Source organism: Ruegeria sp. HKCCA4008 (genome assembly GCF_013033125.1).
Taxonomy (GTDB): domain Bacteria; phylum Pseudomonadota; class Alphaproteobacteria; order Rhodobacterales; family Rhodobacteraceae; genus Ruegeria.
In genome coordinates, this window is sequence record NZ_WQDM01000004.1 from 1 (window position 1) to 26,710 (window position 26,710).

The following is a 26,710-nucleotide window of genomic DNA, read 5'->3' on the forward strand; positions in this document are numbered from 1 at the left end:
CGTGGTCCTCCGTTTCCTAAACATAACGGTGGACCAGTTCAGTGGGGGAGGCTCAGATGATGTTGCAGAACATCTCAGAGCGAGACCCGACTGGGGGCTCAGGTTCACTACACCTAGCGGCACCGCCGACATATTTTACGACGACATCATGATTAACGGCAAGCCGCGGTAAAGATCTTGCATCTATGTTTTCGCGCCATTCCAAACATTGAATCCAATGAGCCTAGTTGATTTCACGCATCGCCGCTTTAAGCATCGATCAGGTTTGGAGCTCCTTCTGAATTGGGGGTGCAGGCGCGAGAAATCGAGAAGAATGGGGTCGATGCATGAGAGTTATACTGCTTGGAGCTGGCGCATCAAAAAGTTACGACGCCTCACCGACCGGACAAAGAGTGCCGATCGCAAATGACTTCTTCCCAACTTTCTTCAAGCTGAAAGCTGCGGCGAACCCTTGGGTGTTGCGTGATGGGCTGATTCATTACCTTCAGTTGCAGAAGGGCGTCAGCGACACTGACGCCTATCTCGCGGCAGGCGTAGACATTGAAGATATACACAGTGAGATCGCCGACAGGTTGGCCAGTGTCGAGAAAGAGGCGGGTGGCATTAGTCGGATCATTCTTTCAAGGCCTTACAACCAGTTGATTTTTCTCTTCGCGACGACACTGAACGAGATCGCAAACGGCCCGGTGTCGCAGAGCCATGTCGATCTGGCCGAGTCTCTTCGGCCCGACGACGTCGTACTGACGTTCAACTGGGACACCCTGATGGATCGCGCGATGGCGGCGGCGGCGGGCTGGGCGGTCGACAGTGGATACGGGATCAAACCACATAGCGTGTTCCGCGATGGCTGGAGTCCTCCCGAATATCATCACTCGCCCAACAAATTAATCAAACTGCATGGCTCGGTGAACTGGCTCACCGCCCATCCGATCTACGAGGGTGAAGAACTAGTCTTGACGCACGCGCTTCCAGCGGAATCGCTGTTTGTTTACGAGCACGCCACCCGCCCATACGCGACTCACGCTGGTCGATATATGGATGGCTATGCGCCTTTGACTTACGGCTATTACCCACCAAACCTATCTAATGTCCCGGGCCGCTCGGCTCCAGATGGGTATTTGTTTGTTAAGGTTCAGCCCCGCATGCCTTGGATGCCGGAAGGCCGGTCGACGAAGGAAGGCATCCCTTCGATGCCACTGATTATCCCGCCAGTGAAAGACAAAAGTTACCAATTTTTTGGCTCCTTGTTCGAGTCACTTTGGCAGCAGGCGGGTGACGCCCTCCAAGCTTGCGACGAAGTAGTCGTAATCGGTTACTCCTTTCCCAGGACCGACCTCAAGAGCCTCGGCCTATTCAAAGACGCCTTCGTCCGGCGTAGGTCAGTTCCGCGCGTCACGATTATTGACCCTTCGCCAAACCGCCCGAAACAGGTTTTTCAACATGAGTTAGGAATTCCGAAGAGCCATCTCCGAGTGGTTCCAGGCCCTTTCCTTGGCGCAGAGACAATTTCCCCGCTCTTCGGGAGCTGATGCCGGAAAAAATTCAGCGTGCGTCCATCAAGGCCGCGGCGAACGACAGCTTCACCGCCGTCCCGTCCGCTGCCACGCTCCTGCAGAGAAAGACCGGAATCCGCCCTTACTTACGAATGCAGCTCCCGCAATGGTCAGGATTTCGCGCTTATGGCTAAGGTCCGGGAGGTCCGCGGAATTGCCCTCCACGATCGGCACTGCGAAAGGCTGGTTTAGCCTTGAACCGAAAGCCTGTGGTGATCTGCTCTACCGCCGGGGCGAGCAATACCCATTTGCGATGGTATCAAGCTTGGAATTTTTCGCAATTCAATCAACATGTTAATCTCATTTAAGCCTTCCGTTTCCGCTTGATATTGTCAGCCACTTGGGGTTGGCTGCGCAAAACGACAGTGATGGGCATTGCCCGACCTGAGATACAGGCAAAAGGAACCAATGATGAACCTTCTGGATTTCGCCAAACAACTACCCGAAGAGTGCTCCGAACAAGAATTTGTCGACCTCCTGAAACAGGTGATTGACCTGGGCGCGATCCAGAAGCTTTCGCGCAAGGAACGTGATGCCCTGTTCGACGCGGTGCAGTATCTCACCGATTTCGTTCTGTTTGTACGAGAGGCAAAGGGCGAAGTTGAAATGCGCGAGGGCGCGCCGATGATTGATTACCGGGGGCCCTTCATACCGAATATCCTGACCCGACCCGACGAAATGCCGTTGGACCACGCGGTTTTGCAGAACTTCGGTATTGGCGAGGCCGACAAGTATTTCGGATCTGAGGAAACGGACTGACGGCCGCGCACCACGGTCATTCAGGCCAGCGTGTTGACGCGAGCAGATCGTTCCAGGTTCGAAAGCTGCATTCAAAACCGTATGTTTCGGCGATATTCCGATATTCGCTAGTTCTGGCTTCCAGTCCGCCATCTGCTGCCACCATCACGATCTTGCGCGCGCCCGCGCCTTGCAACCGTCTCATTGCGCGCGGGAATTCCGTCTGCATGGGTGCTGTATGATCGTTCAGACAGTGAACGATAGGTGCGTAACCGGCGATGAGCTTTTCCAGTGTCTTCAGCATGAAATCCGCCGTCGGCTCCATGTCCTCCAACAGCAGAACCACATCAAAGATCAGGCGGTCACGGGTCAGCAACATGTGACGGTCTTCCATCGAACCGAGCCTGAGATCGAGGGGCATGAGGACCGTATGCGCAACCTCCTCTCCGGGGTTTTCCTCCCAGGTGAGCACCACGGCACGATTTGCGTGAGACAGGTGATGCAAGACCGGGATTGCGTCCTTCACGTTGCAAAATCGAAAACCTCCCCCGAGACTCTCATGGCGGGTGGGGTCGGAGATGAACAGGATGTCGGGCACGGCGCAACCGAGCCGGGTCCGCAAGGTTTGACAGAGGGCGGAGTCAGGGCTCTGATCCACCAGCACGACCTGCGCCTTGATCGCTTCCTCAAGAGCTTCGGAGCAGCAATCCTTGGTTGGAACGAACGCGACAATCGGGAGGCCCGTCGCCAGGGCGAGACGGCACAGAATGTCTTCATAGCGTTCGGAGTCCCGGTCAGCTTTGTATGGCCATGGCATTTCCGGCACCGGGCAAGACGGCAGAACTGGCGATGTCAGATCCAGGAAGATGGCACGCGGGCGGCTCTTGGGTCTTTCCGATGCTTCAGCCATGATGAATCCCTCTCCCCAAAACTCTCATGTGCGCCTGCCTTGAGTGGCGGCGCAACACAACCATTGCCTTAGTTCAGCATCGGCTTGCGGGCCAGCGCCTCTGCCCGCTCGAGCATCCGGCACACCGTTCTCAGGCTCAGTCGGGCATTTGCGATCGCGCCACCGTCAAACAGATCCCCTATGGCCGCAATGGCGGGCTCGGGCAACCCGCGCCGCGCCCCCTCGGCCAAGGTAAAATCGCGGAGCTGGTCCCTGGTGAGGTCCGGCAGGTCCAACACCACGCATCGGCTTTGCAACGGCTCGGGCAGGCCTTTCCGGCTGTTCGCCGTCATCACCCAGTTGACCCAGGACATGTCGCACTTGATCTGGAAGAACGGGCATTCCCACTGGGCCGCCGTCATGCGTTCCAGCAGCGGCAGGAGGGCGTCGGTGAGCGTATGCCGCACGCCCTTGTTCGAGTGCATTTCGCCCGATTTCTCGATCTCATCCACGATCACCAAGGGCCCCGCGTGACGCGCGCTCAGCACGGTCTGCATGAGCTTGCCCGGCGAGGCACTTCCCCAGCCCTTCTGCAAGCCCACCAGAGAGAAGGTTGCAGGCTCTCCCGTGGCTTCGATCTTCGTCGTGGGCACGGCAAGATGGTGCGCGAGGCGCCGCGCCCAATAGCTCTTGCCGATACCCGGCGCGCCGTTCAGCACCAGTGGCGCAAAGCGCACACCGGGCAAGCCGTCGCGGGCCGATGCCCTCAACCCGTGCCAGACCTCCTCGGTCGCGCGCGCCATCCAGGGCATCTCGGCGTGCAGGGCCGCGGCAATCTCGTCAGCCTCGTGTTCCGTCACGATGCGCGTGACGGGCAGCCCACCACGTAGCGGCGTCAACCGCGCGCGGGCCTCCTCGGAAAGGTGATACAAGCCGGTCGAAGATTGCACCCGCTCCACGTACCGCGCCGCACGGCGCTTGATCCGGGCGCGGTCCTGGTCCTCGACCAGTGTATAGGGGTTCACCAGGTCGTCCTCGGAGATCTTGCCGGCTTCATGGTCTCGGTCCTGCCTTTCCCTGCGCAAGCCGCGCAGGAACTTGTGCAGTCGGTCTTCGACGTTCCGCAACTTCGGGATGTCGTCGACGAAGGTCAGGTCATGAAACGGGATGGTCGTTGTCGAACGGTTCATGGCGGAGTCCTTTCATCGCACGACACGCGGGCCGCACAGCAATCCAGCGCCTTGGGCAACTGGGCCAATGGGGGAGAAAGGTTCCGGAACCTCGAGAACGAATAAGGAACAGATTTGCCGGTGGATCAAGTCAACCCAACAAGGCCGGCCCGCAACGGAAATGGGCGGCCCCGTCGAGAGCCGCCCACTTCGAAATCCTTATATTTCAAAGGCTTGGATTCTGATGGCAAAAATAGACCGTGTGGGTGGAAGGCAATTCGGGCCAAATGGCACTGAATAGCCTGTCATTTCACACACAAGCACTCGCCCGCGCGTCAGCCACATTTCGAATGTCCGCAGCTGCGGCAGGTCATGCAGCCCTCGATCATCACCATGTCATACTGGCCGCAGGACGGGCAGGCCTTGCCGCGGGGGGCGTCCATGTTGACCACCTGCGCCTGCGGGTCGGATTTCAGCCCCATCCCTTCGCCCTCGAGGAACCCGATCGCGATCATGTGCTGCTCGATTACGCCGCCGATCGCCGCCAGGATCGAAGGGATATACTTGCCCTGCACCCAGGCCCCGCCGCGCGGATCGAACACGGCCTTGAGCTCCTCGACCACGAAAGACACGTCACCACCGCGCCGGAACACGGCCGAGATCATCCGGGTCAGGGCCAGCGTCCAGGCGTAATGCTCCATGTTCTTCGAGTTGATGAACACCTCAAACGGACGCCGCCGACCGCCGATGACGATGTCGTTGATCGTCAGATAGATCGCGTGCTCGCTGTCGGGCCATTTCAGCTTGTAGGTCGAACCCTCAAGCGATTGCGGCCGGTCCAGCGGTTCGGACATGTAGATGACATCGCCGCCATCCACCTCGTGCGGCGCATCGGCGCTTTCGCCCGGCACCTTGTCGTCGCTTTCCGAGACGGTCAGAACCGAGCCGGTCACGTCGTTCGGGCGATAGGTGGTGCAGCCTTTGCAGCCCTGATCCCATGCTTGCATATACACGTCCTTGAAGGCGTCGAACGAGATGTCCTCGGGGCAGTTGATGGTTTTCGAGATCGAGCTGTCGATCCATTTCTGCGCAGCCGCCTGCATCTTGACGTGCTCGGCCGGGGTCAAGGTCTGGGCGTTCACGAAATAGTCGGGCAGCTCGACATCGCCGAACTTGTCGCGCCACATCTGAACGGCATAGTCCACCACCTCTTCCTCGGTCCGCGAGCCGTCCTTCTGCAAGACCTTGCGGGTGTAGGCATAGGCAAAAACCGGCTCGATCCCCGACGACACGTTGCCGGCGTAGAGAGAGATCGTCCCAGTGGGCGCGATCGAGGTCAGCAGCGCGTTTCGGATGCCGTGCTCGCGGATGGCCTCGCGAACATCGTCATCCATCTGCTGCATGGTGCCGCTGGCCAGGTATTTCTCGGCATCGAACAGGGGGAACGCCCCTTTTTCCTTGGCCAAGTCGACCGACGCCAGATACGCGGCGCGGGCGATCGCGTGCAACCAGCGCTCGGTCTGACGCGCCGCCTCGTCGGACCCGTAACGCAGGCCCAACATCAACAGCGCATCCGCCAGTCCGGTCACGCCCAGCCCGATGCGGCGTTTGTCCTGCGCTTCAGCCTCTTGTTCGGCCAGTGGGAATTTTGACACATCAACGACATTGTCCATCATCCGGACAGCCGTGGCGACAAGTTCTTGCAGGGCCTCTTCATTCAAACGGGCTTTTGCCTCAAACGGTTCAACCACCAAACGCGCCAGATTGATCGAACCCAACAGGCAGGCACCATAGGGCGGCAATGGCTGTTCGCCGCACGGGTTCGTGGCCGCGATGGTTTCAACATAGCTCAGGTTGTTGGCCTGGTTGATACGGTCGATGAAGATCACCCCCGGTTCGGCATAATCATAGGTGGCCTGCATGATCTTGTTCCACAGGTCACGCGCCTGAACCGTGTGATAGACCTTGCCGTCAAAGATCAGATCCCACGAGGCATCGGCCTTGACCGCTTCCATGAACGGATCGGTCACCAGAACCGACATGTTGAACATGCGCAGGCGGGCCGGGTCGGATTTTGCGGTGATGAACTGTTCGATATCCGGGTGGTCACAGCGCATGGTCGCCATCATCGCGCCCCGGCGCGAGCCCGCCGACATGATCGTGCGGCACATGGCATCCCAGACATCCATAAAGCTCAACGGCCCCGACGCATCCGCCGCGACGCCTTTCACGTCAGCGCCACGGGGGCGGATGGTCGAGAAATCATAGCCGATCCCCCCGCCCTGCTGCATGGTCAATGCGGCCTCTTTCAGCATGTCGAAAATGCCGCCCATGCTGTCGGGCACCGTGCCCATGACAAAACAGTTGAACAGGGTCACCTGACGCGCGGTGCCGGCACCTGCTGTGATCCGCCCGGCAGGCAGGTATTTGAAATCTTCCAGCGCCTCATAGAATTTCTCTTCCCAGTGCCCCGGGTCGTTTTCCACCCGCGCCAGATCACGGGCGATGCGCCGCCAACTGTCTTCAACCGTTTGATCGATGGGGGTGCCATCCGCCTGTTTAAAGCGGTACTTCATATCCCAGATCTGCTCGGCGATGGGGGCGGCAAAGCGGCTCATTGGTGATTCCTATTTAGCTAAGAGGCATACAAGATAGACCAATTCGCCTACATAGCGCTACAAGAACTTGATGCAAGAAACCAGCGACACTACCATATTAACCAATTCGTTCTGGGTGACTCTGTGGGAAAGCTGTGGATAATTACGTAAACCTCATAAAACTTTCGGTCGGGTCGGAAAGCGTCGACACGCTGATGGCCTGGCAGGACAGCTATTGCCAGCGGTTCGCCGATGGCCTGCCACGCCACGTCACCCGCATGTGGCCCAAGCGCGAAGCCGAAATTCTGAACGGTGGATCGATCTATTGGGTCATCAAGGGCGTAATCCAGTGTCGCCAGCGGATCCTGCGGCTGGATGAAGCGACCGGAGACGATGGTATCCGCCGCTGCGCCATTGTGCTGGACCCCAAGCTGCACCGCACCCAGAATGCCCTGAAACGCCCGTTTCAGGGATGGCGTTATCTCAAGCCTGAAGATACCCCTGCCGATTTGCCCCAAAACCGCGAGCAGGACGATGCCCTGCCCGATGATCTGAACCGCGCCCTGGCAGAAATAGGTGTGGTGTAGTTACCGCAACCGATCCAGCAGTTCGGATAGAACCGCTTTTTCTGTCGGATCATATTTTGCCACCCGACTGCGCCACAGCGTGGCCTGTGATTGCAGGATCAGACCGTCCGAGAGGATCTTCAGGTGATTCGCGCGCAGGGTCTCTCCGGTCGAGGTGATGTCGGCAATTGCTTCAGCGGTTTCATTCATCACCGTGCCTTCAGTCGCGCCCTGACTGTCGACCAGCGTGTAATCGGCCACGCCCGCGTCTGTCAGGAATTCCCGAACCAGACGGTGGTACTTGGTGGCGATCCGCAGCCGGTGGCCATGGGTTTTGCGAAACGCAGCTGCTGCCGCGTCCAGATCATCAAGCGTATCGACATCGACCCAACATGCCGGGATTGCGATGATCAGATCAGCCTTGCCGAATCCAAGCTGCGAAACCTCTTCAACCTGCTGTTCCCAGCGCGGCAGTTTCTCGTGCACCAGATCGATCCCGGTGACGCCCAGATGAATCCGCCCCGCCGCCAGTTCACGCGGGATTTCCCCCGCCGACAGCAAGATCAGAGAGACACCGTCGATCCCTTCGACCTTGCCCGCATATTCCCGGTCCGACCCGCTGCGTGACAAGGTGATGCCCCGTTTTTCGAACCATGAGAAGGTCTTTTCCATCAACCGGCCCTTCGAGGGCACACCCAGTTTCAGGCTCATACAGCACCCTCCTCGATCTCCAGCATCAGGTCGGGGCGCAACACGCCGCCGACAGCCGGGATTTCGTCTCCGCGGCCCAATTGCCGTGTCAGCGCGTCATAGCGCCCGCCCGTGGCGATCGGAGGCAGGTCAGGCCGACCTTCCGCGTAAAACCCAAAAACGAATCCGTCGTAATATTCCATCGAAGTCCGGCCATAGGCGGCCTCGAAATCCAACCGCTCGACATCGACTCCACGCGCTTGCAGCGCAGCCACACGCGCCTCCAACCGGTCCAGGGCGGGCGTGATCTGCGGCAGATCCACCGCCACGTCACGCAGCTGTTCCAACGCAAATGGCATGGTCTCGCGCACATTCAGCAACGTTTCCAGCCCGGCCAGCTCATTGTCGGAAATCGGCGGCGTATCACGGTCTTCGCGCAGGGCTTCGATGCGCGCTGCGATTTCGGCCTTGCGGCGCTTGCCGATCATAGGGGCATCAAACGCCATCGGATCGGCAGCGTCCAGCAGCGCGGCGCGCCCTTCCGAGGGCGCCTTGCGACCCGCAAACCGATCCAGCAAGACACGGAATCGGCGCGGTCTCCAAAGGTGCCGCATCAGGGCGGCCTTGCGACGCTCGGTCGTGCGCAACCCTTCGACCGCAGCGGTGAGGATGCCGATATCCCCGGTTGCCGCACGCAGGGGCAACCCACGCAACTGAAGCGCCATCAGCGAAAACACCTCGGCATCGGCCCCGGCCGGATCGTCGCGGTCAAAGACCTCATAGCCCACCTGGATGTATTCATTGGCGCGGTCGGGGTCATGCTCCTGACGGCGGAACACCTCGCCCGAATAGGTATAGCGCGCCGGTTCGGCCCCGTCGCGCATGTGCATCTGCACCACCGGCAGGGTGAAATCCGGGCGCAGCATCTGTTCGCCGCGCAGCGCGTCCGAGGTGACATAGGCGCGCGCGCGGATATCCTCGCCGTAGAGGTCCAGCAGCGTCTCGGCCGATTGCAGCAACGGCGGGTCGACGACCTGCGCCCCGGCGGCCTCGAAGCGCACGCGCATCATCGCGGCCCGGGCCTGGATCTGGGATCGGTTGGGCATGGCTCAGTCCTGACTGTCCAGAATCTCGCGCACCTTGGCGACCAGATCGCTGCGCGGCACCTCGAACTGGCTGGGGCGTTCCTTCCATTCCTCGAGCGTGGCGCTTTCGGCGATCTTGGCGCCCAGGATCAGGTCCTTGATCTGCACGATGCCTTTGGCTTTTTCGTCGCCGCCCTCGATCACCGCAATCGGAGAATTCCGCTTGTCCGCGTATTTCAGCTGATTGCCGAAATTCTTGGGGTTGCCCAGATAGACCTCGGCGCGAATGCCGGCATTGCGCAGTTCGGCCACCATCGCCTGATAATCGGCCATGCGGTCGCGGTCCATTACGGTCACGACCACAGGGCCGGTGGCCTGAGCGCTGATCCGGCCCTTTTCGCGCAGCGCGGCGAGCAGGCGATCAACACCGATGGAGATACCCGTCGCGGGCACTTCCTGTCCGGTGAAACGCTTCACCAGATCGTCATAGCGCCCGCCGCCTGAGACGGAACCAAATTGTCGCTTGCGGCCCTTTTCGTCAAAAATCTCGAACGTGAGTTCAGCCTCGTATACCGGCCCGGTATAATAACCCAGACCGCGCACGACGGAAGGGTCGATCTGGATGCGATCAGCGCCATAGCCGCCCGCGGCCAGCAATTCGCCAATCTGTTCCAGCTCGGAGATGCCTTCGGCGCCGATCTTGCTGTCACCCACGGCCGTGCGCAGGTTGGCCAGCGTTCCGGCGGCATCATCGGCCTTGGAGGTCAGGAAGGCGATCACCGGCTCGGCCTGATCGTCGGACAGGCCCACACCGTCGATGAACGCGCCCGAGGCATCCAGCCGGCCCTTGGTCAGCAACTCGCGCACGCCCTGCTCACCCACCTTGTCGAACTTGTCGATGGTGCGCAGAACGTCGTCGCGCGCTGCCGCGCCCGCGCCCAGGCCCATCGCCTCAAGCACGCCATTCAGAACCTTGCGATTGTTGACCCGCACCAGATAATCGCCGCGCGGGATGCCCACGGTCTCCAGCGTATCCGACAGCATGGCGCAGATCTCGGCATCGGCGGCCATGCTGGCCGTACCGACCGTATCCGCATCACACTGATAGAACTGACGGTACCGCCCCGGCCCCGGCTTTTCGTTGCGCCAGACCGGACCCATCGCATAGCGGCGATAGGGCGTCGGCAGGTCGTTGCGGTGCTGGGCATAGACCCGGGCCAGTGGCGCGGTCAGGTCATAACGCAGCGCCATCCAATCGCCATTGCCGCCCTCGTCAAACTCCTGCCAGGCGAACACGCCTTCGTTCGGGCGATCCACGTCGGGCAGGAATTTGCCCAACGCCTCGACGGTCTCGACCGCACTGCTTTCAAGCGCGTCGAACCCGTAACGATGATACACGCCCGCAATCGTCCGCAGCATCTCGGTGCGCTGCGTGACTTCCTCGCCGAAATAGTCACGGAACCCTTTCGGCGTGACGGCCTTGGGGCGGGGCTGTTTCTTGGGCTTGGCCATGTGGGGCGTCCTTGGGAGTGTCCTTGTTCCGCGCGCGGTCTATCCCATGGTCCGCATCGGGGCAAGGCGCGCTTTCTCTGGCCTTGGGCCGACTGTGTCGCTATGACCAGCGCAAGACAGGAGTTCCCCATGCAGCATCTGGAAGAAGAGATCGCCCATCTGACCCGTACCGTGGACGAACTGAACACGGTCGTCACCAGACAACAATCGGAAATCGACCGGCTGACCCAACGGGTTGAAATGCTGTTGCAGCGCGAAGCAGAACGGGCGCAGGAAGGTTCAGGCGGCGTTGTCTTTGGTGACGAACGACCGCCTCACTATTGATGATTTAAAGCCCAAGCGTCGATTTTACCGCGTTGTCCACAACGCCGCCCAACAGGGCGTTTTCGTCCCCGGTGCAACCCTCTTTCAAGGCGGCCACAAATGTTTCTCTCAGAGCCGCCTTTTCCTCATCCGAAGTCGCGTGGGCTTCGATGTCAACCTGACGGTTGTAAAGCGAAAGGGCCGTCATCTTCCCGACGACGTCCAGAATGTATTCTTCGTTCCCATCAGCCTCTTCGATAACAGAGGTGCAGGTGTGATACATCAGCGGCAGCGCGTCCTGCATCATCTGTTCGGCTTCCTCGTCGGCAAGGGCCAATCCGGGCGCTGCAAACACTAAGGCGGTGGCGGCTGGCTTAAGCAAATTCGTCCTCATCCGGATGCTCCTCCGCTTACTTGGAATTCGCGCCGATTAGCGCACCGGCCACCGCTCCGGCGGCGGCACCTTTGCCGTCGCCGATCAGCGCGCCGACACCCGCGCCAATCACGGCGCCTTTGATCGTGTTTTCTTTTTTCTTGTCATCCGCCAGACCAGCTGAGGCCGAGACCAAAGCCAGCGTCGCTGCTGCGCCGAATAATACCTTTCTGAACTTGAGACCTGCTATTGTCATAACAACGCCCTCCCGTGGCATGACCTAAAGACATCTCTGTCAAGTCAGCCTAGCGGGGCACCAACAGTCTGGCAACAAAGCGGTATCATATCTCTTCGACGGTCATGACGCCTTCAAGGGATTTGATCGCGCCCTTGATCTGCGGGTTGATGGGGAATTCACGTCCCAGTTCCAACTCAACATCGCCGGGCAGGCTGGGGTCCAGCAACATTAACTGGACTGGTCCCCGTGCAGCCCCTTTCGCGGCAGAGGCGGCGTCTTCCAAAACCTTGGCCACCGTTGGTACGGCCTGTGCTTCGTCAACGTAAATTCGCAGCCCAGTTGCTCCGGCCTCGGCCACGAGGGAATCCGCAGGACCAATCGAGCGGCCCAGCAGCTTGAGCTGATCGGCTTCCATCGTTGCCTCGGCAGTCAGCACGACCTGCGCGCCGGTTTCCAGAAACTCGCGACACTTCTCCAGCGTGTCCGAAAACAGCGTGACCTCATAGGCGCCGGTGGGATCAGACATTTGAACGAAAGCAAAGCGGTTGCCCTTGGCCGATTTCCGTTCCTGCCGCCCGGCGACAACCCCTGCCATCTTTGCGATGAGCGGACCAGACCGGGCCTTTTCCGTAACCTCATCCAGCGTCAGCACCTGTTTGCGCTTCAGCGCGGGCATGTAATCGTCCAGCGGATGCCCCGAGAGATAGAAGCCGATGGCCTTGAATTCTTCGCTGAGGCGCTCGGCCGGCAGCCAGTCGGGCGTCGGCGACAGGCGCGGTTCGGGCAGGTCGTCGCCTGCCTCGCCGAACAGAGACACCTGATTGGAGTTTTTCTGTTCATGGATCGCCGCCGAATACTGTACCAAACGGTCAAGGCTTTCGAACACACGGCGACGGTTCTTGTCGAGCTCATCAAAAGCGCCCGCACGCGCCAGCATTTCCAGCGGACGTTTGCCGACCTTCTTCAGATCGACCCGGCGGGCGAAGTCAAAGAGGTTGACGAAAGGCTTGTCTCCCCTGCCCTGCACCACCAGGTTCATCGCCTCGACGCCGACATTCTTGAGCGCGCCCAGCGCATAGACCAGTTGGCCATCCACCACGTCGAAGGTCGCCAGCGAGCGGTTCACGCAGGGCGGCACGTAGGGCAGGCCCAGCCCCTTGCGGACCTCTTCGAAATACACCGCCAGCTTGTCGGTCAGGTGGATATCGCAGTTCATGACGCCCGCCATGAACTCGACCGGGTGGTTCGCCTTGAGCCAGCCGGTCTGGTAGCTGACCACCGCATAGGCCGCCGCGTGGGACTTGTTGAAGCCGTAGTTGGCGAATTTCTCCAGCAGGTCGAACACCTCGGAGGCTTTCTTGGCGTCCACTCCGTTCTTGGCCGCGCCGGCCTCGAATTTCGGGCGTTCGGCGTCCATTGCCTCTTTGATCTTCTTGCCCATCGCGCGGCGCAGCAGGTCGGCGCCGCCAAGGCTGTATCCCGCCATGACCTGGGCGATCTGCATCACCTGCTCCTGGTAGACGATGATGCCCTGCGTTTCTTCCAGGATGTGATCGATCAGCGGGTGGACCGAGGTGATTTCGCGCTGGCCGTTCTTGACCTCGCAATAGGTGGGGATGTTCTCCATCGGGCCGGGACGGTAGAGCGCCACAAGCGCCACGATATCCTCGATACAGGTGGGTTTCATGCGCTTGAGCGCGTCCATCATGCCCGAGCTTTCAACCTGGAACACCGCCACGGTCTTGGCCGCGGAATAAAGCTTGTACGTCGCCTCATCATCCAGCGGGATGGCGTTGATCTGGTTTTCAGCCCCCTCGGCGGGCTCATAAAGTTCGGTGCCATCGGCGGCGATGTGCAACGGGCGCCCGGATTTGAAAATCAGGTCCATCGCGTTCTGAATCACGGTCAGGGTCTTCAGACCCAGAAAGTCGAACTTTACCAGCCCGGCCTGTTCCACCCATTTCATGTTGAACTGGGTCGCGGGCATGTCCGAACGCGGGTCCTGATAGATCGGCACCAGCGCATCCAGAGGCCTGTCGCCGATCACCACCCCCGCCGCGTGGGTCGAAGCATTCCGCAACAGCCCCTCGACCTGCTGGCCATAGGTCAGCAGGCGGTTGACCACCTCTTCCTCGCGCGCGGCCTCGCGCAGGCGGGGTTCGTCTTTCAGCGCCTTTTCGATGGAAACAGGTTTCACCCCCTCAACCGGGATCATCTTGGACAGGCGGTCCACCTGCCCATATGGCATTTGCAGCACCCGCCCGATATCGCGCACGGCGGCCTTTGACAGCAAGGCACCGAAGGTGATGATCTGACCCACCTTGTCGCGCCCGTATTTCTGCTGCACGTAGCGGATCACCTCTTCGCGGCGATCCATGCAGAAGTCGATGTCGAAGTCGGGCATCGAGACCCGTTCGGGGTTCAGGAACCGTTCGAACAGCAGGCTGTAGCGCAGCGGGTCAAGATCGGTGATCGTCAGCGCATAGGCCACCAGTGAACCCGCGCCCGAGCCCCGCCCCGGACCAACCGGAATGTCGTGATCCTTGGCCCATTGAATAAAGTCCGCAACGATCAAGAAGTAACCAGGGAAACCCATGCTTTCGATGATGCCCAGTTCGAAATCCAGACGTTCCTGGTATTCCTCGGGCGTCACGGCATGCGGGATCACGGCCAGACGTTTCTGCAAGCCGTCATTGGCGATGCGCCGCAGCTCGGCCACCTCGTCATCCGCAAATTTTGGCAGGATCGGGTCGCGTCGATAGGCCATGAACGCGCAGCGTCTGGCGATCTCGACGGTGTTTTCGATGGCCTCGGGCAAGTCGGCGAACAGGGTCGCCATCTCTTGTTGTGACTTGAAGTAGTGCTGCGCCGTCAGCCGACGGCGGCCTTCCTGCTGGTCGACATAGGCCCCTTCCGATATGCAGATCAGCGCGTCATGAGCTTCGTACATGTCCGGCGTCGGGAAATAGACGTCATTCGTGGCGACCAGCGGCAGGTTCTTGGCATAGGCCATCTCGACATGGCCGCGTTCTGTCAGGCGCTCGGCCTCGGGCTGGCCATCTTCACCCGGATGGCGCTGAAGCTCGATATAAAACCGATCGGGGAACATTGCCGCCAGCCGATCGACCAACGCTTCGGCCGCCGGGTGCTGACCCTGTTGCAGCAGCATCCCGACCGGGCCGTCAGGTCCACCGGACAGGCAGATCAACCCTTCAGATCGATCGGCCAGTTCTTCCAAAGTGACCTGAGGCAGTTGCCCGCCCTTGTCCACGTAGAGACACGTGCTGAGCTTCATCAGGTTTTCGTACCCGGTCTCGGACTGCGCCAGCAGCACCAGAGGCGCGGGGGTCTTTGGCTTCTCGCCCGGCTGGGCCTGGACATAGGTCAGATCGACCTGGCACCCCATGATCGGCTGTACCCCGGCGCCGCTTGCGGTGACCGAGAATTCCAGCGCCGAAAACATCGAATTGGTATCCGTCACGGCGACCGCCGGCATTTCCATCTTCTCGCACAGGCCCGGCAGCTTTTTCAGCCGCACGGCGCCTTCCAGAAGGGAATATTCAGTGTGAACGCGGAGGTGGATGAATCGTGGAGAACTGCTCATGACGCCCAAGCTACCCCAGCCGGCTGCGCGGCAAAAGGCTGAACCGCGTTACGTTTGCCGCAAAAAAAAATCGCCATTGATTATTCGGCTTTTTCAGAAGGTGCTTCGGGATTGACTGGGCGTCGCAATCAAAAACCGCTTTATTTACAAGTGGCTGCCCATTAATCAGAAAAGACGGTCACAGGCCGTATACGTCTAATGGTGTATAACAGAGGCGGTTTTTCTTGCCAGACAAGCCGCGCTGTTTCTAACATCTCATGGCAAGCAATTCGCCCGCCACTCTTTCTACGTCGCATCGAAGGAGGGCCACAAGGGCGCAACCGGGTAAGGCGACGGGTTTCTCGAATGAACATCACGTTTCTTCTGAACGGAGAGACAGTGGAGTTGGCTGATATCGATCCGACAGCCACCCTGCTGGATTGGCTGCGCGAAGATCGCGGCCTGACCGGCACCAAGGAAGGCTGCAACGAAGGCGATTGCGGGGCTTGCACCGTGATGGTGACGGATGACCAAGGCGCCAAGGCCCTGAACTCGTGCATTCTGTTTCTGCCACAACTGCATGGCAAAGCGTTGCGCACGGTCGAAGGTGCCAGCGGCCCGAATGGCGAAGCGCACCCGGTTCAGCAGGCAATGGTTGATCTGCACGGCTCGCAATGCGGCTTCTGCACACCCGGTTTCGTCATGTCGATGGTGGCCGGGCACACGAATGGCGCAACGGACCATGACACTTTGCTTGCAGGCAACCTGTGCCGCTGCACCGGCTATGCGCCGATCATTCGCGCAGCGAAAGCGGCCGAGGAACAGCCCGTTCCGGTTTGGGTCAAAGATAAACCACCTGCAACGATTGCCGCTTCGCGCATGCTGCCAACCTCATCCGACGAATTGGCCGCCGTGTATGCCGAGAACCCGAATGCGACTCTGGTCGCTGGTGCGACCGATGTGGGCCTTTGGGTCACAAAACAACTGCGCGAACTGGACCCGGTGATCTTCCTCAACCGCTGCGATGATTTGAAGAAGATCACGCTCGGCAGTGAAGAAGTCCGCTTTGGCGCAATGGTAGACATGAATCGCATGGGCGCGGCTATGGTCGATCTGCATCCGTCCTATGCCGAGATGATCCGCCGCTATGCCAGCGTTCAGGTCCGCCATGCGGCCACCGTGGGCGGCAATATCGCAAACGGTTCGCCCATCGGGGACAACCCGCCTGCGCTGATCGCATTGAACGCGACACTGCACCTGCGCAAGGGCGACGAGCGGCGGTCGATCCCGCTGGAAGAGTTCTTCATCGACTACGGCAAACAGGATCGGGTTCCGGGCGAGTTTGTGGAAGCCGTCAGCTTCCCCCGCCAGCCAGATCGCCTGAAGGCTTACAAGCTCAGCAAACGGTTCGATCAGGATATCTCGGCCGTCTGCGGCTGTTTCAACATAACCGTTTCGGAGGGCAGCGTCACACAGGCGCGCATCGCCTATGGTGGCATGGCTGCTGTTCCGAAACGGGCAACCCATGTCGAGGCCGCTTTGATCGGCAAACCGTGGACGCGCAAGACCGTTGACGCCGCGCTGCCATCCTTTGCCGACGACTTTTCGCCACTCACGGATATGCGCGCCTCGGCCCTGTATCGACTGGAAACCGCCAAGGCGATGCTTCAACGGTATTTCCTGGAAGATCAGGGCGAGATCACCAATGTGCTGGAGGTGTCGGCATGAGTGTGACGCAAGCCCTGCCCCACGACGCCGCCCCTTTGCACGTTTCGGGCGCGGCACGGTACGTGGATGACATCCCGACACCCAAGGGCACGCTGCACCTGGCCTTTGGCCTGAGCCAGATCGCCAAGGGCAAGATCACCGCAATGGATCTGTCGGCTGTCAAAAACGCCGAGGGTGTCGTGATGGTCATGACGGCAGAGGATCTGCCGTTTGCCAACGATGTCTCGCCCTCGATCCATGATGAGCCGCTGCTGTCGGACGGCACGGTGCATTATATCGGTCAGCCCGTGTTCCTGGTCGTTGCCACCAGCCATCTGGCCGCCCGCAAAGCGGCGCGATTGGGCAAGGTCGACTATGCCGAGGAAACGCCGATCCTGACGATCGCGGACGCCTTGGCCGCCGACAGCCGGTTTGAAGATGGTCCACGCATCTATGCCAAGGGCGATGCGGATGCGGCCATTGCCAGTGCGCCGCATGTGATCGAAGGTTCGTTTGAATTGGGCGGGCAGGAGCATTTCTATCTGGAAGGTCAGGCCGCGCTGGCCGTGCCGAATGAAGGTGCGGATATGCTGGTGCACAGCTCGACCCAGCACCCGACCGAGATTCAGCACAAAGTGGCCGACGCTCTGGGTGTTCCGATGCACGCCGTCCGGGTCGAGACCCGCCGCATGGGCGGAGGGTTTGGCGGCAAGGAAAGTCAGGGCAACGCTTTGGCAGTGGCCTGCGCCGTGGCCGCCCGCGCAACCGGCAAGGCCTGCAAGATGCGCTATGACCGTGACGATGACATGATCATCACCGGCAAGCGCCACGCTTTCCGCATTTCGTACAAGGCCGGGTTCGATGAGCATGGCCATATACAGGGCGTCTCATTCCTCCACTATGCGATCTGCGGCTGGGCGCAGGACCTGTCCTTGCCCGTGGCCGACCGGGCGATGCTGCACTCGGACAACGCCTACCTTTTGCCAAACGCCCGGATCGAAAGCCACCGGTTGAAGACCAACACCCAATCTGCCACCGCATATCGCGGGTTCGGCGGCCCGCAGGGCATGGTCGGCATCGAACGGGTCATGGACCATGCCGCGCATGCGCTGGGTTTGGATCCCGTAGAGCTGCGCCGCCGGAATTACTATGCACCCGCGCACGCTGTGGCCGAGAGCACACCGACGGAAAAACCACTGGGGCATCCCAATCCGCACGAAGACCTGACCAGCCGCGGCGCCGTTGAAATGGGCGACGCACCGGTGCGTCCTCTGCCCGCCGGCGGCAACACCACACCCTATGGGATGGAGGTCAGCGATTTCGAACTGCACGGCATGACCGAGGCGTTGCTGAAATCCAGCGACTACGCCGCGCGCAAGGCGGCTGTCGCGAAATGGAATGCCGAGAACAGTGTAATCAAAAAGGGCATCGCCTTTTCGCCGGTCAAGTTTGGTATCTCGTTCACGCTGACCCACCTCAATCAGGCGGGTGCGCTCGTACATGTTTATCAGGACGGATCAGTCCACCTGAATCACGGTGGCACCGAGATGGGTCAGGGCCTGTTCCAGAAGGTCGCACAGGTCGCCGCGTCGCGCTTTGGCATACCGCTGGAGATGGTGAAAATCACCGCAACCGACACGGCGAAAGTACCAAACACGTCTGCGACGGCGGCATCTTCGGGAAGTGACCTGAACGGTATGGCGGTGAAGGCCGCTTGCGACACGATCCGCGACCGGATGGCCGCCTATCTTGCGGAACGTCATCAGGCCGATCCATCAACGGTCACGTTCTCGGATGGGCATGTCTCGGTCTCAGAAGAACGCTACACCTTCGCCGAAGCCGCCGCACTGGCCTATCAGGGGCGCGTCAGCCTGTCGGCGACCGGGTTCTACAAGACGCCCAAGATCGAATGGGACAGGATCGCCGGGCGCGGTCGCCCCTTCTTCTACTTTGCCTACGGCGCTTCCGTTACCGAGGTGGCGGTGGACACTCTGACCGGTGAAAACCGCATTCTGCGAACGGATATCCTGCATGACGCGGGCGCGTCGCTGAATCCGGCTTTGGACATAGGTCAGGTTGAGGGCGGCTATGTACAGGGTGCAGGGTGGCTGACGACCGAAGAGCTGGTCTGGGATGACACGGGCAACCTGCGCACGCACGCGCCCTCGACCTACAAGATTCCGGCCTGCTCGGACCGGCCGGACATCTTCAACGTCACGCTTTGGGATGGCGAAAACCGTGAGGACACCATCTATCGTTCGAAAGCTGTGGGCGAGCCGCCTTTCATGCTGGGAATCTCGGCCTGGCTGGCGCTGTCGAACGCAGTTGCCGCCTGCGGAGACAGATACCCGGCCCTGAACGCTCCGGCCACGGCCGAAGAGGTTTGGCGCGGGGTCCAGAGGATGAAGGGAGGCATCTGATGGGATTTGACCTTGAGGCTTTGAGGGAGGCGGTCAAAACCCACGGGAAAGTGGTTCGGGTGGTCATCGCCGGGATCAAAGGGTCGTCCCCGCGCGAGGTGGGGGCTGCGATGCTGGTCTGGAAAGACGGGCAAAGCGGAACCATCGGTGGCGGTACGCTGGAATACCAGGCCGCGGAGGCCGCACGAACGCAAACAGTCGCCACGCGCCTGACGCATCACACGCTGGGACCGGACATGGGCCAATGTTGCGGCGGAGCAGTCTCGTTGTTCAGCGAAGTCTATGATCTCAAGAAGGTTGAAACGCTGGATGATACGATCATTGCACGATCAGCATCCGGTGGCGCCGTGCCTCTTTCGGTCAAGCGAGTGCTGGCGGCAGCACGCAGTCAGGGTATCGCACCCGAACCACGCCTGATCGACGGCTGGATGATCGAACCGGTGCACAAACCGGCACGAAACCTGTGGATCTGGGGCGCAGGTCACGTCGGACGGGCGCTGGTGGATGTTCTGTCCCCCCTGCCCGATCTTGCGATCACTTGGGTCGATACCGGCCCCGAGCGCTTTCCGGACGTGATTCCTGCAGGCGTGACCGATCTGCCAGCGACGAAACCGGCCGAACTTGTGCGACATGCACCGCCCAATGCCGAGCACCTTGTGCTGACTTATTCACACAATCTGGATTTAGAACTCTGCAACAGGCTGCTTTTGCACGATTTCCGCTTTGCGGGACTGATCGGCTCGGCTACCAAATGGGCGCGGTTCCGATCGCGGCTGGCGGCCTTTGGGCATCCGCCCGACCGGATAAGCCGGATTACCTGCCCGATTGGTGAAACGTCGCTGGGCAAACACCCGCAGATGATCGCCGTGGGCGTCGCAGCACTACTGCTGCGTCCGGCCCGGCAGAATGAGTTGAAGAAGGACCTGAGCGCGTGACCACTCCATTGCTGAGCCTGCAAGGGTTGACCAAAGCCTATCCCGGTGTCGTGGCCAACGATCAGGTGTCCTTTGACATCGGAGAGGGCGAAGTTCACGCCCTGTTGGGGGAAAACGGGGCCGGGAAATCCACGCTGGTCAAGATGATCTATGGGCTGGTGAAACCTGACAGTGGCACCATGCTGTTGCGCGGTCAGCCTTTTGCGCCGCCCGAACCCCGCTCCGCGCGGGCAGACGGAATTGCAATGGTGTTCCAGCATTTTTCGCTGTTTGACGCCCTGAACGTGGCCGAGAACATCGCCTTGGGGATGGAAAACCCGCCCGCCATGGGTGATCTGGCCTCGCGTATCCGCGAAGTATCGGAAACCTACGGCCTGCCGTTGGATCCGTTCCGCACTGTCGGCGATCTGTCCGCCGGGGAACGCCAGCGTGTTGAAATTATCCGTTGCCTTCTGCAAGACCCGAAACTGCTGATCATGGACGAACCGACCTCGGTACTGACCCCGCAGGAGGTCGAGATCCTGTTCGAGACGCTGAACAAGTTGCGGTCCGAAGGCACGTCGATCTTGTATATCTCGCACAAGCTGGAAGAGATTCGGACCCTGTGTGACCACGCCACGATCCTGCGTCTGGGCAAGAATGTGGGCGAGTGCGTCCCGTCTGAGACCTCGGCCCGCGACATGGCCGAACTGATGGTGGGAACGGCCCTGCAAACCCCGGAACGTTCGGGGCGTGAATTTGGCGCAGTGACGCTGGATGTCAGCGGGCTGTCGGTGCCTTCTCCGTCAGAATTCGGCACCGCATTGCGCAACGTGCATTTGACCGTCCGCAAGGGCGAGGTTCTGGGCATTGGCGGCGTTGCGGGCAACGGGCAGGATGAATTGCTGGGCGTCCTGTCCGGTGAAATTCTGACATCTGCCGACGCGATCAAGTTCAACGGTCAGGCGATCGGCAAGCTGGGCCCGACCGCACGACGCAAACTTGGCGTGTTGACCGCGCCCGAAGAGCGGCTGGGCCATGCCGCCGCCCCGAACATGAGCCTGACCGAAAACGCCCTGTTGACCGGGTCGGTTCGAGAGGGTCTGGAAAGCAACGGCTTTCTGAAATGGGCCGAGACCAAGAGCTTTGCAGAGAAGATCATCGAGATTTTTGACGTCAGGACACCAGGCCCGGACAACGCGGCGCGGTCCTTGTCCGGGGGGAACCTGCAAAAATTCGTGATCGGACGCGAAGTGCTGCAAAACCCGGATGTGCTGGTGGTGAACCAGCCAACCTGGGGCGTGGATGCCGCGGCGGCGGCGGCCATCCGGCAGGCAATCCTCGACCTGGCGGCAAAGGGAACGGCAGTTGTCTGCATCTCTCAGGATCTGGATGAGTTGATGGAAATCTCGGACAGCTTTGCTGCGCTGAACGAGGGCCGCCTGAGTGCACCACGTCCGACAACCGGACTGACAGTGGACGAAATCGGGCTGATGATGGGCGGTGCCCACGGAATGGAGGTGGCGCATGTGTGATCTGTTGGGCCGCCTTCGGCGAGAGCATTTGAAAAAAGATGAAGAAGTCAGGGGAACGAGCTGATGATTTTGCTGGAGAAACGTCCTCAGCCTTCCAGGGTCTGGTCTTATGCGACGCCGTTGGTTGCAGTTTTGGCGACGATGTTTTTTGGCGGGTTATTGTTTGCCATACTGGGCAAGAATCCGGTTGAGGCCATCGGCACCATCTTCTGGGAACCTCTTTTTGGTGAATTCGCCTTTTATTACCGCCCACAGCTGCTGGTGAAAGGCGCTCCGCTGGTGCTTATCGCCATCGGTCTGTCGCTGGGCTTTCGTGCAGGTATCTGGAACATCGGGGCCGAGGGACAGTATATCATGGGCGCCATCTTCGGGGCGGGTGCCGGGCTGGCCTTTTACCCTTTGGATGCCTTCTATATCTTTCCGATCATGGTGATTGCCGGCGCCTTCGGCGGCTGGTTGTGGGCCATGATCCCCGCCTTCCTGAAGGTGCGTTTCGGCACCAACGAAATTCTCGTCTCGTTGATGCTGGTCTATGTGGCCGAGCAGATGCTGGCCTCGGTTTCTCTGGGTTTGCTGAAAAACCCCGAGGGGTTTGGCTTTCCGGGGTCCCGAAATCTGCAATCCTATGACAGTGCACACAATGCCGAACTGATCGCCGGATCCGGCATGCACTGGGGTGTTGTGACCGCGTTGATCGCAGTGATCTTTGCCTATGTCCTGCTGAACCGGCACATGCTGGGCTTTCACATCCGCCTGACCGGCGAAGCACCGCGCGCCGCGAAATTTGCGGGTGTGAACCCGGCCCGGTTGATCCTGTTCTGTCTGGGTCTGTCCGGCGCGCTTGCAGGACTTGCGGGCATGTTCGAGGTTTCCGGCCCTTCAGGCGTAGTCAGCATCGATTTCAACGTGGGCTACGGTTTCACTGCCATCATCGTGGCCTTTTTGGGCCGTCTGCACCCTGTGGGCATTCTGCTGGCCGGTGGCCTGATGGCGCTGACCTATATCGGCGGTGAAATCGCGCAGTCGCAGCTCGGCCTGCCCGCCGCTGCCATTCAGGTGTTCCAGGGCATGCTGCTGTTCTTCCTGCTGGCCTTCGACCTATTGACCAATTACCGCATCCGTGCGGCCCGTAACGAGGTGGCGTGACCCATGGACCTTGGTGAAATCAATCCCGTACTTCTGGTCGCTTCACTGATGGTGGCCGCGACCCCCTTGCTGCTGGCCGCGATCGGAGAGCTGGTCGTAGAAAAAGCAGGCGTTCTGAACCTCGGCGTCGAAGGCATGATGATTGTCGGTGCGATCAGCGGCTTCGCGATTTCGGTCGAGACCGGCTCGCCCTGGCTGGGCTTTGTTGCTGCCGCGATCGGCGGCGCTGTTCTATCGCTGCTGTTCGTCTTGCTGACGCAGTTTGCGCTGGCCAATCAGGTGGCCAGTGGTCTGGCGCTGACCCTGTTTGGCCTGGGGTTCAGCGCGTTGATGGGGCAAAGCTATGTGGGGATCAAACCCCCCAGTATGGGCGACATCCATATTCCGCTGATCAGCGATATCCCGGTTGTCGGTCCGATCCTGTTTCAACATGACCCGATCCTGTATGTCGGCATCGCGATCACGGCGTCCGTCTGGGCGGTGCTGAAATACACCCGTCTTGGTCTGATCTTGCGGGCCGTCGGTGAAAACCACGATGCCGCGCATGCGCTGGGCTACAAGGTGATCAAGATCCGCATTCTGGCCATCATGTTCGGCGGCGCCTGCGCCGGTCTGGGTGGGGCCTATATCAGCCTGATCCGCGTGCCGCAGTGGACCGAGGGCATGACCGCGGGTGTCGGCTGGATCGCATTGGCCCTTGTTGTCTTTGCAAGCTGGAAGCCGTGGCGTGTCCTGCTGGGTGCCTATTTGTTCGGCGGCATTACCGTCTTGCAGCTCAATTTGCAGGCAGCGGGCGTTGCCATTCCCGTCGAGTATCTGGCAATGTCGCCCTATATCATCACGATCCTTGTGCTTGTGATCCTTTCGGCCGACAAGAGCAGCGCACCTGCCTCGCTGGGCCGGACCTTCCATGCCTCACACTAGGGGCCAACAGTACCAACTTGGGGAGTAACACATGAAATTCACTACACTTCTGACGAGCGCCGCCATGGCGCTGGGTCTGGCCTCGGGGGCCATGGCCGAAGACAAGACCAAGGTCGGTTTCGTCTATGTCGGCCCGGTCGGCGATGGCGGCTGGACCTATGAACATGACAAGGGCCGGCAGGCCGTTGAAAAAGAGTTCGGCGACAAGGTTGAAACCGTATTCGTTGAATCCGTTCCCGAAGGCCCGGATGCCGAGCGTGTGATGACCCAGATGGCGCTGGAGGGCGCTGACCTGATCTTCACCACCTCGTTTGGCTACATGGACCCGACCATCAACGTGGCCAAGAAATTCCCGGACGTGAAGTTCGAGCACGCAACCGGCTATAAAACCGCCGACAATGTCTCGGTCTACTCGGCCCGTTTCTACGAAGGTCGCGCGGTACAGGGCCACATCGCCGGTAAAATGACCAAGTCGAACATCATCGGCTATATTGGCTCCTACCCGATCCCCGAGGTGATCCGCGGCATCAACTCGGCCTATATCCACGCCAAGAAGGTGAATCCGGATGTCGAGTTCAAGATCGTCTGGGCCTACACGTGGTTCGACCCGGCGAAAGAAGCTGACGCCGCCACCGTTTTGATCGAACAGGGCGCGGACGTAATCCTGCAACACACCGATTCGACAGCGCCGCAAGCAGCAGCGCAAGAAGCCGGCAATGTGATCACCTTCGGTCAGGCGTCGGACATGAGCGAGTACGCACCGCTTCCGCGTGTGTCATCGATCATCGACAACTGGGCCCCTTATTACATCGCGCGGACAAAAGCGGTAATGGACGGGACCTGGACGTCTTCCAACACCTGGGACGGTATTGGAGCAGGAATGGTTGAAATCGGCGAGATTTCGGACGCGGTTCCCGCAGATGTCAAGGAAGAGGCTTTGGCCCTGAAGGCGGCCCTTGCAGATGGCAGCTATCACGCGTTCACCGGTCCGCTGAAGAAGCAGGACGGCAGTGACTGGCTGGCTGAAGGCGAAACCGCTGACGATGGCACGCTGGCAGGCATGAACTTCTATGTTGAAGGGTTGGAAGGCGAAATTCCGCAGTAAGCTGTATCGTCAAGGAACGGAAAGGGCCCGCAATCCGTGTGCGGGCCCTTTTTTGTGCTGTGCTCACCTGAGGTGCCGAACAACGAATGAGATTACCTGGTCGGCGCAATCGAGCTCAGATCCATCACACCCTGCCCTGTCTTCGCCACCCCAACACGCTGAGACAGGCAAACAAGACTGCGGCGACGCAGACAATTGATGGCCCCGCCGGAGTATCGAACACATAAGCTGCCCGTAACCCCGCAACTGAGGACATCGCGCCTATTGCTGCCGCTATCAACGCCATTGATTCGGGCGACCGGGCCAGATTTCGTGCCGCCGCCGCGGGAATGATCAGCATCGCCGCGATCAGCAATACCCCCACAACCTTGATCGCAACAGCCACGGTCACCGCCAGGGACAGAGTCAGAATCAACTGTTCCCGCCTCGGGTCGAACCCACTGGCATAGGCCAGTTCCTCATTCAATGTGGCCGTCAAAAGCTGAGCCCATCGCCAGGCGATCAGCGCCACGACAAGCGCCGCGCCGCCCCAGATCACAAGCAGATCCGAACGGGATACCGCAAGAATATCGCCGAACAGATATGCCATCAAATCAATGCGGACGCCGGACAAAAACGAAACGGCAACCAGACCGAAAGCCAAGGCGGAATGCGCCATGACCCCCAGCAGCGTGTCCATCGCATAACCACGACCCGCCAACAAAGTGACCGTCAGCGCCATAATCAGCGCAACAGCCAACGCACCGGTGAAGATCGACATCTGAAAGGTCAGCGACAGGGCCACGCCCAGAATCGCGGCATGTGCGGTAGCGTCACCGAAATACGCCATGCGGCGCCACACCACGAAACATCCAAGAGGTGCCGCCGCAAACGCAACGCCAATACCTGCAAGCGTTGCACGCATCATGAAATCGTCAAGCATCATTCCGCCGCTTCCTGAGGATTTGCATCATGGTCGTGATGGTGATCATGCTCGTGCCGGTACAGGGCAAGCGCACCGCCTGTTCCCGTTCCGAACAAGGCCCGGTATTCCGGTGCCGAAGCGACCACCGCCGGCGATCCTTCACAGCACACATGGCCGTTCAGACAAATCACCCGGTCCGAGGCGCTCATGACCACGTGCAATTCGTGACTGATCATCAGAATTGCACATCCGGTTTCGCGGCGCACGGCCTCAATCTGCTGATAGAAACTCGCCGATCCGCGCTGGTCCAGCCCCTGGGTCGCCTCATCCAGCAGCAGAAGGTCAGGCTGGTTGATCAGCGCCCGCGCCAGCAACACACGCTGAAACTGCCCGCCGGACAGTTGCGACATCTGACGTTTCAACAGATCCGGGACGCCCGCTTTTTCCAATGCCTCGGCGCACTGACGGCCGGAGACACGGTCTGTCAGTCGCATGAATCGCTCGACCGAGATTGGCAAGGTGGGATCCACGTGCAGTTTCTGCGGCACGTACCCGATCTTCAATCCGGGTTTCAGCGATACATGCCCGGCACTTGGCCTGGTCGCACCGATGATGGCGCGCAACAGGCTGGTTTTGCCCGACCCGTTCGGCCCGACGATGGTGACGATCTCGCCGGGTTCGACAGCCATGTCCACATGGCTCAGAACAGTGTTTGAACCATAGCGAACACTGAGATTCTCGACAGAGACGAGCGTCATT

At 60.1% G+C, this 26,710-nt stretch carries 22 protein-coding genes; 11 read left to right on the forward strand and 11 right to left on the reverse strand.

The genetic code is table 11. The features are described from left to right. The first annotated feature begins 326 nt into the window (after positions 1-326). On the forward strand, positions 327-1,529 hold the full coding sequence (locus tag GOW60_RS10530; protein ID WP_171229224.1) for a hypothetical protein: 1,203 nt from the start codon (positions 327-329) through the stop codon (positions 1,527-1,529). 435 nt (positions 1,530-1,964) lie between these two features. After that, entirely contained in the window at positions 1,965-2,312 is a 348-nt protein-coding gene (locus GOW60_RS10535) for a hypothetical protein (protein ID WP_171229225.1), read from the forward strand. Positions 2,313-2,328: 16 nt separating this feature from the next. Here GOW60_RS10535 and GOW60_RS10540 read toward each other — a convergent pair whose 3' ends face one another. The 3 genes from GOW60_RS10540 to GOW60_RS10550 all read right to left on the reverse strand — a co-directional run bounded on the left by GOW60_RS10540 (position 2,329) and on the right by GOW60_RS10550 (position 6,967). Continuing rightward, a complete protein-coding gene (locus GOW60_RS10540; RefSeq protein ID WP_171229226.1) occupies positions 2,329-3,201 on the reverse strand; it encodes a hypothetical protein in 873 nt (290 codons plus the stop codon). Between the two features lie 68 nt (positions 3,202-3,269). Next, complete coding sequence (locus tag GOW60_RS10545) at positions 3,270-4,370, reverse strand: AAA family ATPase (protein WP_171229227.1); 1,101 nt, start codon at positions 4,368-4,370, stop codon at positions 3,270-3,272. 314 nt (positions 4,371-4,684) lie between these two features. Next, on the reverse strand, positions 4,685-6,967 hold the full coding sequence (locus GOW60_RS10550) for an adenosylcobalamin-dependent ribonucleoside-diphosphate reductase (RefSeq protein WP_171229228.1): 2,283 nt from the start codon (positions 6,965-6,967) through the stop codon (positions 4,685-4,687). Positions 6,968-7,101: 134 nt separating this feature from the next. Between GOW60_RS10550 and GOW60_RS10555 the strand changes: the two genes are divergently transcribed. Then, entirely contained in the window at positions 7,102-7,533 is a 432-nt protein-coding gene (locus tag GOW60_RS10555) for a DUF1489 domain-containing protein (RefSeq protein ID WP_171229229.1), read from the forward strand. Here the strand turns inward: GOW60_RS10555 and hisG are convergent, their stop codons facing one another. From hisG to hisS, 3 genes are read right to left on the reverse strand one after another with little or no spacing between them, the layout of a single operon-like run. Beyond that, positions 7,534-8,223 (reverse strand): ATP phosphoribosyltransferase, encoded by a 690-nt coding sequence (gene hisG / locus GOW60_RS10560; RefSeq protein ID WP_152460146.1) that lies wholly within the window; start codon positions 8,221-8,223, stop codon positions 7,534-7,536. It abuts the gene before it with no gap. After that, positions 8,220-9,308: an ATP phosphoribosyltransferase regulatory subunit gene (locus tag GOW60_RS10565; protein ID WP_171229230.1), complete on the reverse strand. Its 1,089-nt coding sequence runs from the start codon at positions 9,306-9,308 to the stop codon at positions 8,220-8,222. The genes hisG and GOW60_RS10565 overlap by 4 nt, the downstream gene beginning before the upstream one ends. 3 nt (positions 9,309-9,311) lie before the next feature. Beyond that, positions 9,312-10,799 (reverse strand): histidine--tRNA ligase, encoded by a 1,488-nt coding sequence (gene hisS / locus GOW60_RS10570; protein ID WP_171229231.1) that lies wholly within the window; start codon positions 10,797-10,799, stop codon positions 9,312-9,314. A gap of 129 nt (positions 10,800-10,928) precedes the next feature. Here hisS and GOW60_RS10575 point away from each other — a divergent pair, with 129 nt between their 5' ends. Continuing rightward, positions 10,929-11,123, forward strand: a complete 195-nt coding sequence (locus GOW60_RS10575) for a SlyX family protein (protein ID WP_152460143.1) — start codon at positions 10,929-10,931, stop codon at positions 11,121-11,123. A gap of 4 nt (positions 11,124-11,127) precedes the next feature. Here the strand turns inward: GOW60_RS10575 and GOW60_RS10580 are convergent, their stop codons facing one another. From GOW60_RS10580 to dnaE, 3 genes are all read right to left on the reverse strand, one after another. After that, positions 11,128-11,496 carry a hypothetical protein gene (locus tag GOW60_RS10580; protein WP_254443905.1) on the reverse strand — a complete coding sequence of 123 codons (369 nt, stop codon included), beginning with the start codon at positions 11,494-11,496 and terminating at the stop codon, positions 11,128-11,130. Positions 11,497-11,512: 16 nt separating this feature from the next. Then, complete coding sequence (locus GOW60_RS10585) at positions 11,513-11,731, reverse strand: hypothetical protein (protein WP_171229232.1); 219 nt, start codon at positions 11,729-11,731, stop codon at positions 11,513-11,515. Between the two features lie 85 nt (positions 11,732-11,816). Continuing rightward, on the reverse strand, positions 11,817-15,317 hold the full coding sequence (gene dnaE, locus GOW60_RS10590) for a DNA polymerase III subunit alpha (RefSeq protein ID WP_171229233.1): 3,501 nt from the start codon (positions 15,315-15,317) through the stop codon (positions 11,817-11,819). Positions 15,318-15,662: 345 nt separating this feature from the next. On the opposite strand from dnaE, the gene xdhA reads away from it, so the two are divergent. From xdhA to GOW60_RS10625, 7 genes are all read left to right on the forward strand, one after another. Beyond that, a complete protein-coding gene (gene xdhA, locus GOW60_RS10595) occupies positions 15,663-17,024 on the forward strand; it encodes a xanthine dehydrogenase small subunit (protein WP_171229234.1) in 1,362 nt (453 codons plus the stop codon). Continuing rightward, entirely contained in the window at positions 17,021-19,423 is a 2,403-nt protein-coding gene (xdhB, locus tag GOW60_RS10600) for a xanthine dehydrogenase molybdopterin binding subunit (protein ID WP_171229235.1), read from the forward strand. Before xdhA ends, xdhB begins: the two co-directional genes overlap by 4 nt. Then, a complete protein-coding gene (gene xdhC / locus GOW60_RS10605) occupies positions 19,423-20,358 on the forward strand; it encodes a xanthine dehydrogenase accessory protein XdhC (RefSeq protein ID WP_171229236.1) in 936 nt (311 codons plus the stop codon). The genes xdhB and xdhC overlap by 1 nt, the downstream gene beginning before the upstream one ends. Further along, positions 20,355-21,872 (forward strand): ABC transporter ATP-binding protein, encoded by a 1,518-nt coding sequence (locus tag GOW60_RS10610; protein WP_171229237.1) that lies wholly within the window; start codon positions 20,355-20,357, stop codon positions 21,870-21,872. The genes xdhC and GOW60_RS10610 overlap by 4 nt, the downstream gene beginning before the upstream one ends. A 63-nt stretch (positions 21,873-21,935) precedes the next feature. After that, entirely contained in the window at positions 21,936-23,018 is a 1,083-nt protein-coding gene (locus tag GOW60_RS10615; protein WP_171119070.1) for an ABC transporter permease, read from the forward strand. Positions 23,019-23,021: 3 nt separating this feature from the next. Beyond that, positions 23,022-23,942, forward strand: coding sequence for an ABC transporter permease (locus GOW60_RS10620; protein ID WP_171229238.1), 921 nt, complete (start codon positions 23,022-23,024; stop codon positions 23,940-23,942). Positions 23,943-23,973: 31 nt separating this feature from the next. Continuing rightward, the gene (locus tag GOW60_RS10625; RefSeq protein WP_152460134.1) at positions 23,974-25,047 is read left to right on the forward strand and encodes a BMP family ABC transporter substrate-binding protein; all 1,074 of its coding nucleotides are present in this window, start codon (positions 23,974-23,976) and stop codon (positions 25,045-25,047) included. 124 nt (positions 25,048-25,171) lie between these two features. On the opposite strand, the gene GOW60_RS10630 is transcribed toward GOW60_RS10625, so the two are convergent. Together GOW60_RS10630 and GOW60_RS10635 are read right to left on the reverse strand one after the other, a co-directional pair. Beyond that, complete coding sequence (locus GOW60_RS10630; protein ID WP_171229474.1) at positions 25,172-25,969, reverse strand: metal ABC transporter permease; 798 nt, start codon at positions 25,967-25,969, stop codon at positions 25,172-25,174. Then, positions 25,969-26,709, reverse strand: a complete 741-nt coding sequence (locus GOW60_RS10635) for a metal ABC transporter ATP-binding protein (protein ID WP_171229239.1) — start codon at positions 26,707-26,709, stop codon at positions 25,969-25,971. Before GOW60_RS10635 ends, GOW60_RS10630 begins: the two co-directional genes overlap by 1 nt. Position 26,710: the final 1 nt, after the last annotated feature.

Coding starts and splice junctions, on each gene's coding strand:
- GOW60_RS10535 (WP_171229225.1), top strand. CDS start 1,965: ATGAACCTTCTGGATTTCGCCAAACAACTACCCGAAGAGTGCTCCGAA.
- hisG (WP_152460146.1), bottom strand. CDS start 8,223: ATGAGCCTGAAACTGGGTGTGCCCTCGAAGGGCCGGTTGATGGAAAAG.
- GOW60_RS10625 (WP_152460134.1), top strand. CDS start 23,974: ATGAAATTCACTACACTTCTGACGAGCGCCGCCATGGCGCTGGGTCTG.
- GOW60_RS10575 (WP_152460143.1), top strand. CDS start 10,929: ATGCAGCATCTGGAAGAAGAGATCGCCCATCTGACCCGTACCGTGGAC.
- xdhC (WP_171229236.1), top strand. CDS start 19,423: ATGGGATTTGACCTTGAGGCTTTGAGGGAGGCGGTCAAAACCCACGGG.
- GOW60_RS10540 (WP_171229226.1), bottom strand. CDS start 3,201: ATGGCTGAAGCATCGGAAAGACCCAAGAGCCGCCCGCGTGCCATCTTC.
- GOW60_RS10620 (WP_171229238.1), top strand. CDS start 23,022: ATGGACCTTGGTGAAATCAATCCCGTACTTCTGGTCGCTTCACTGATG.
- GOW60_RS10615 (WP_171119070.1), top strand. CDS start 21,936: ATGATTTTGCTGGAGAAACGTCCTCAGCCTTCCAGGGTCTGGTCTTAT.
- GOW60_RS10585 (WP_171229232.1), bottom strand. CDS start 11,731: ATGACAATAGCAGGTCTCAAGTTCAGAAAGGTATTATTCGGCGCAGCA.
- GOW60_RS10630 (WP_171229474.1), bottom strand. CDS start 25,969: ATGCTTGACGATTTCATGATGCGTGCAACGCTTGCAGGTATTGGCGTT.
- GOW60_RS10635 (WP_171229239.1), bottom strand. CDS start 26,709: ATGACGCTCGTCTCTGTCGAGAATCTCAGTGTTCGCTATGGTTCAAAC.
- GOW60_RS10545 (WP_171229227.1), bottom strand. CDS start 4,370: ATGAACCGTTCGACAACGACCATCCCGTTTCATGACCTGACCTTCGTC.
- GOW60_RS10580 (WP_254443905.1), bottom strand. CDS start 11,496: ATGAGGACGAATTTGCTTAAGCCAGCCGCCACCGCCTTAGTGTTTGCA.
- GOW60_RS10550 (WP_171229228.1), bottom strand. CDS start 6,967: ATGAGCCGCTTTGCCGCCCCCATCGCCGAGCAGATCTGGGATATGAAG.
- GOW60_RS10565 (WP_171229230.1), bottom strand. CDS start 9,308: ATGCCCAACCGATCCCAGATCCAGGCCCGGGCCGCGATGATGCGCGTG.
- dnaE (WP_171229233.1), bottom strand. CDS start 15,317: ATGAGCAGTTCTCCACGATTCATCCACCTCCGCGTTCACACTGAATAT.
- xdhB (WP_171229235.1), top strand. CDS start 17,021: ATGAGTGTGACGCAAGCCCTGCCCCACGACGCCGCCCCTTTGCACGTT.
- xdhA (WP_171229234.1), top strand. CDS start 15,663: ATGAACATCACGTTTCTTCTGAACGGAGAGACAGTGGAGTTGGCTGAT.
- GOW60_RS10530 (WP_171229224.1), top strand. CDS start 327: ATGAGAGTTATACTGCTTGGAGCTGGCGCATCAAAAAGTTACGACGCC.
- hisS (WP_171229231.1), bottom strand. CDS start 10,799: ATGGCCAAGCCCAAGAAACAGCCCCGCCCCAAGGCCGTCACGCCGAAA.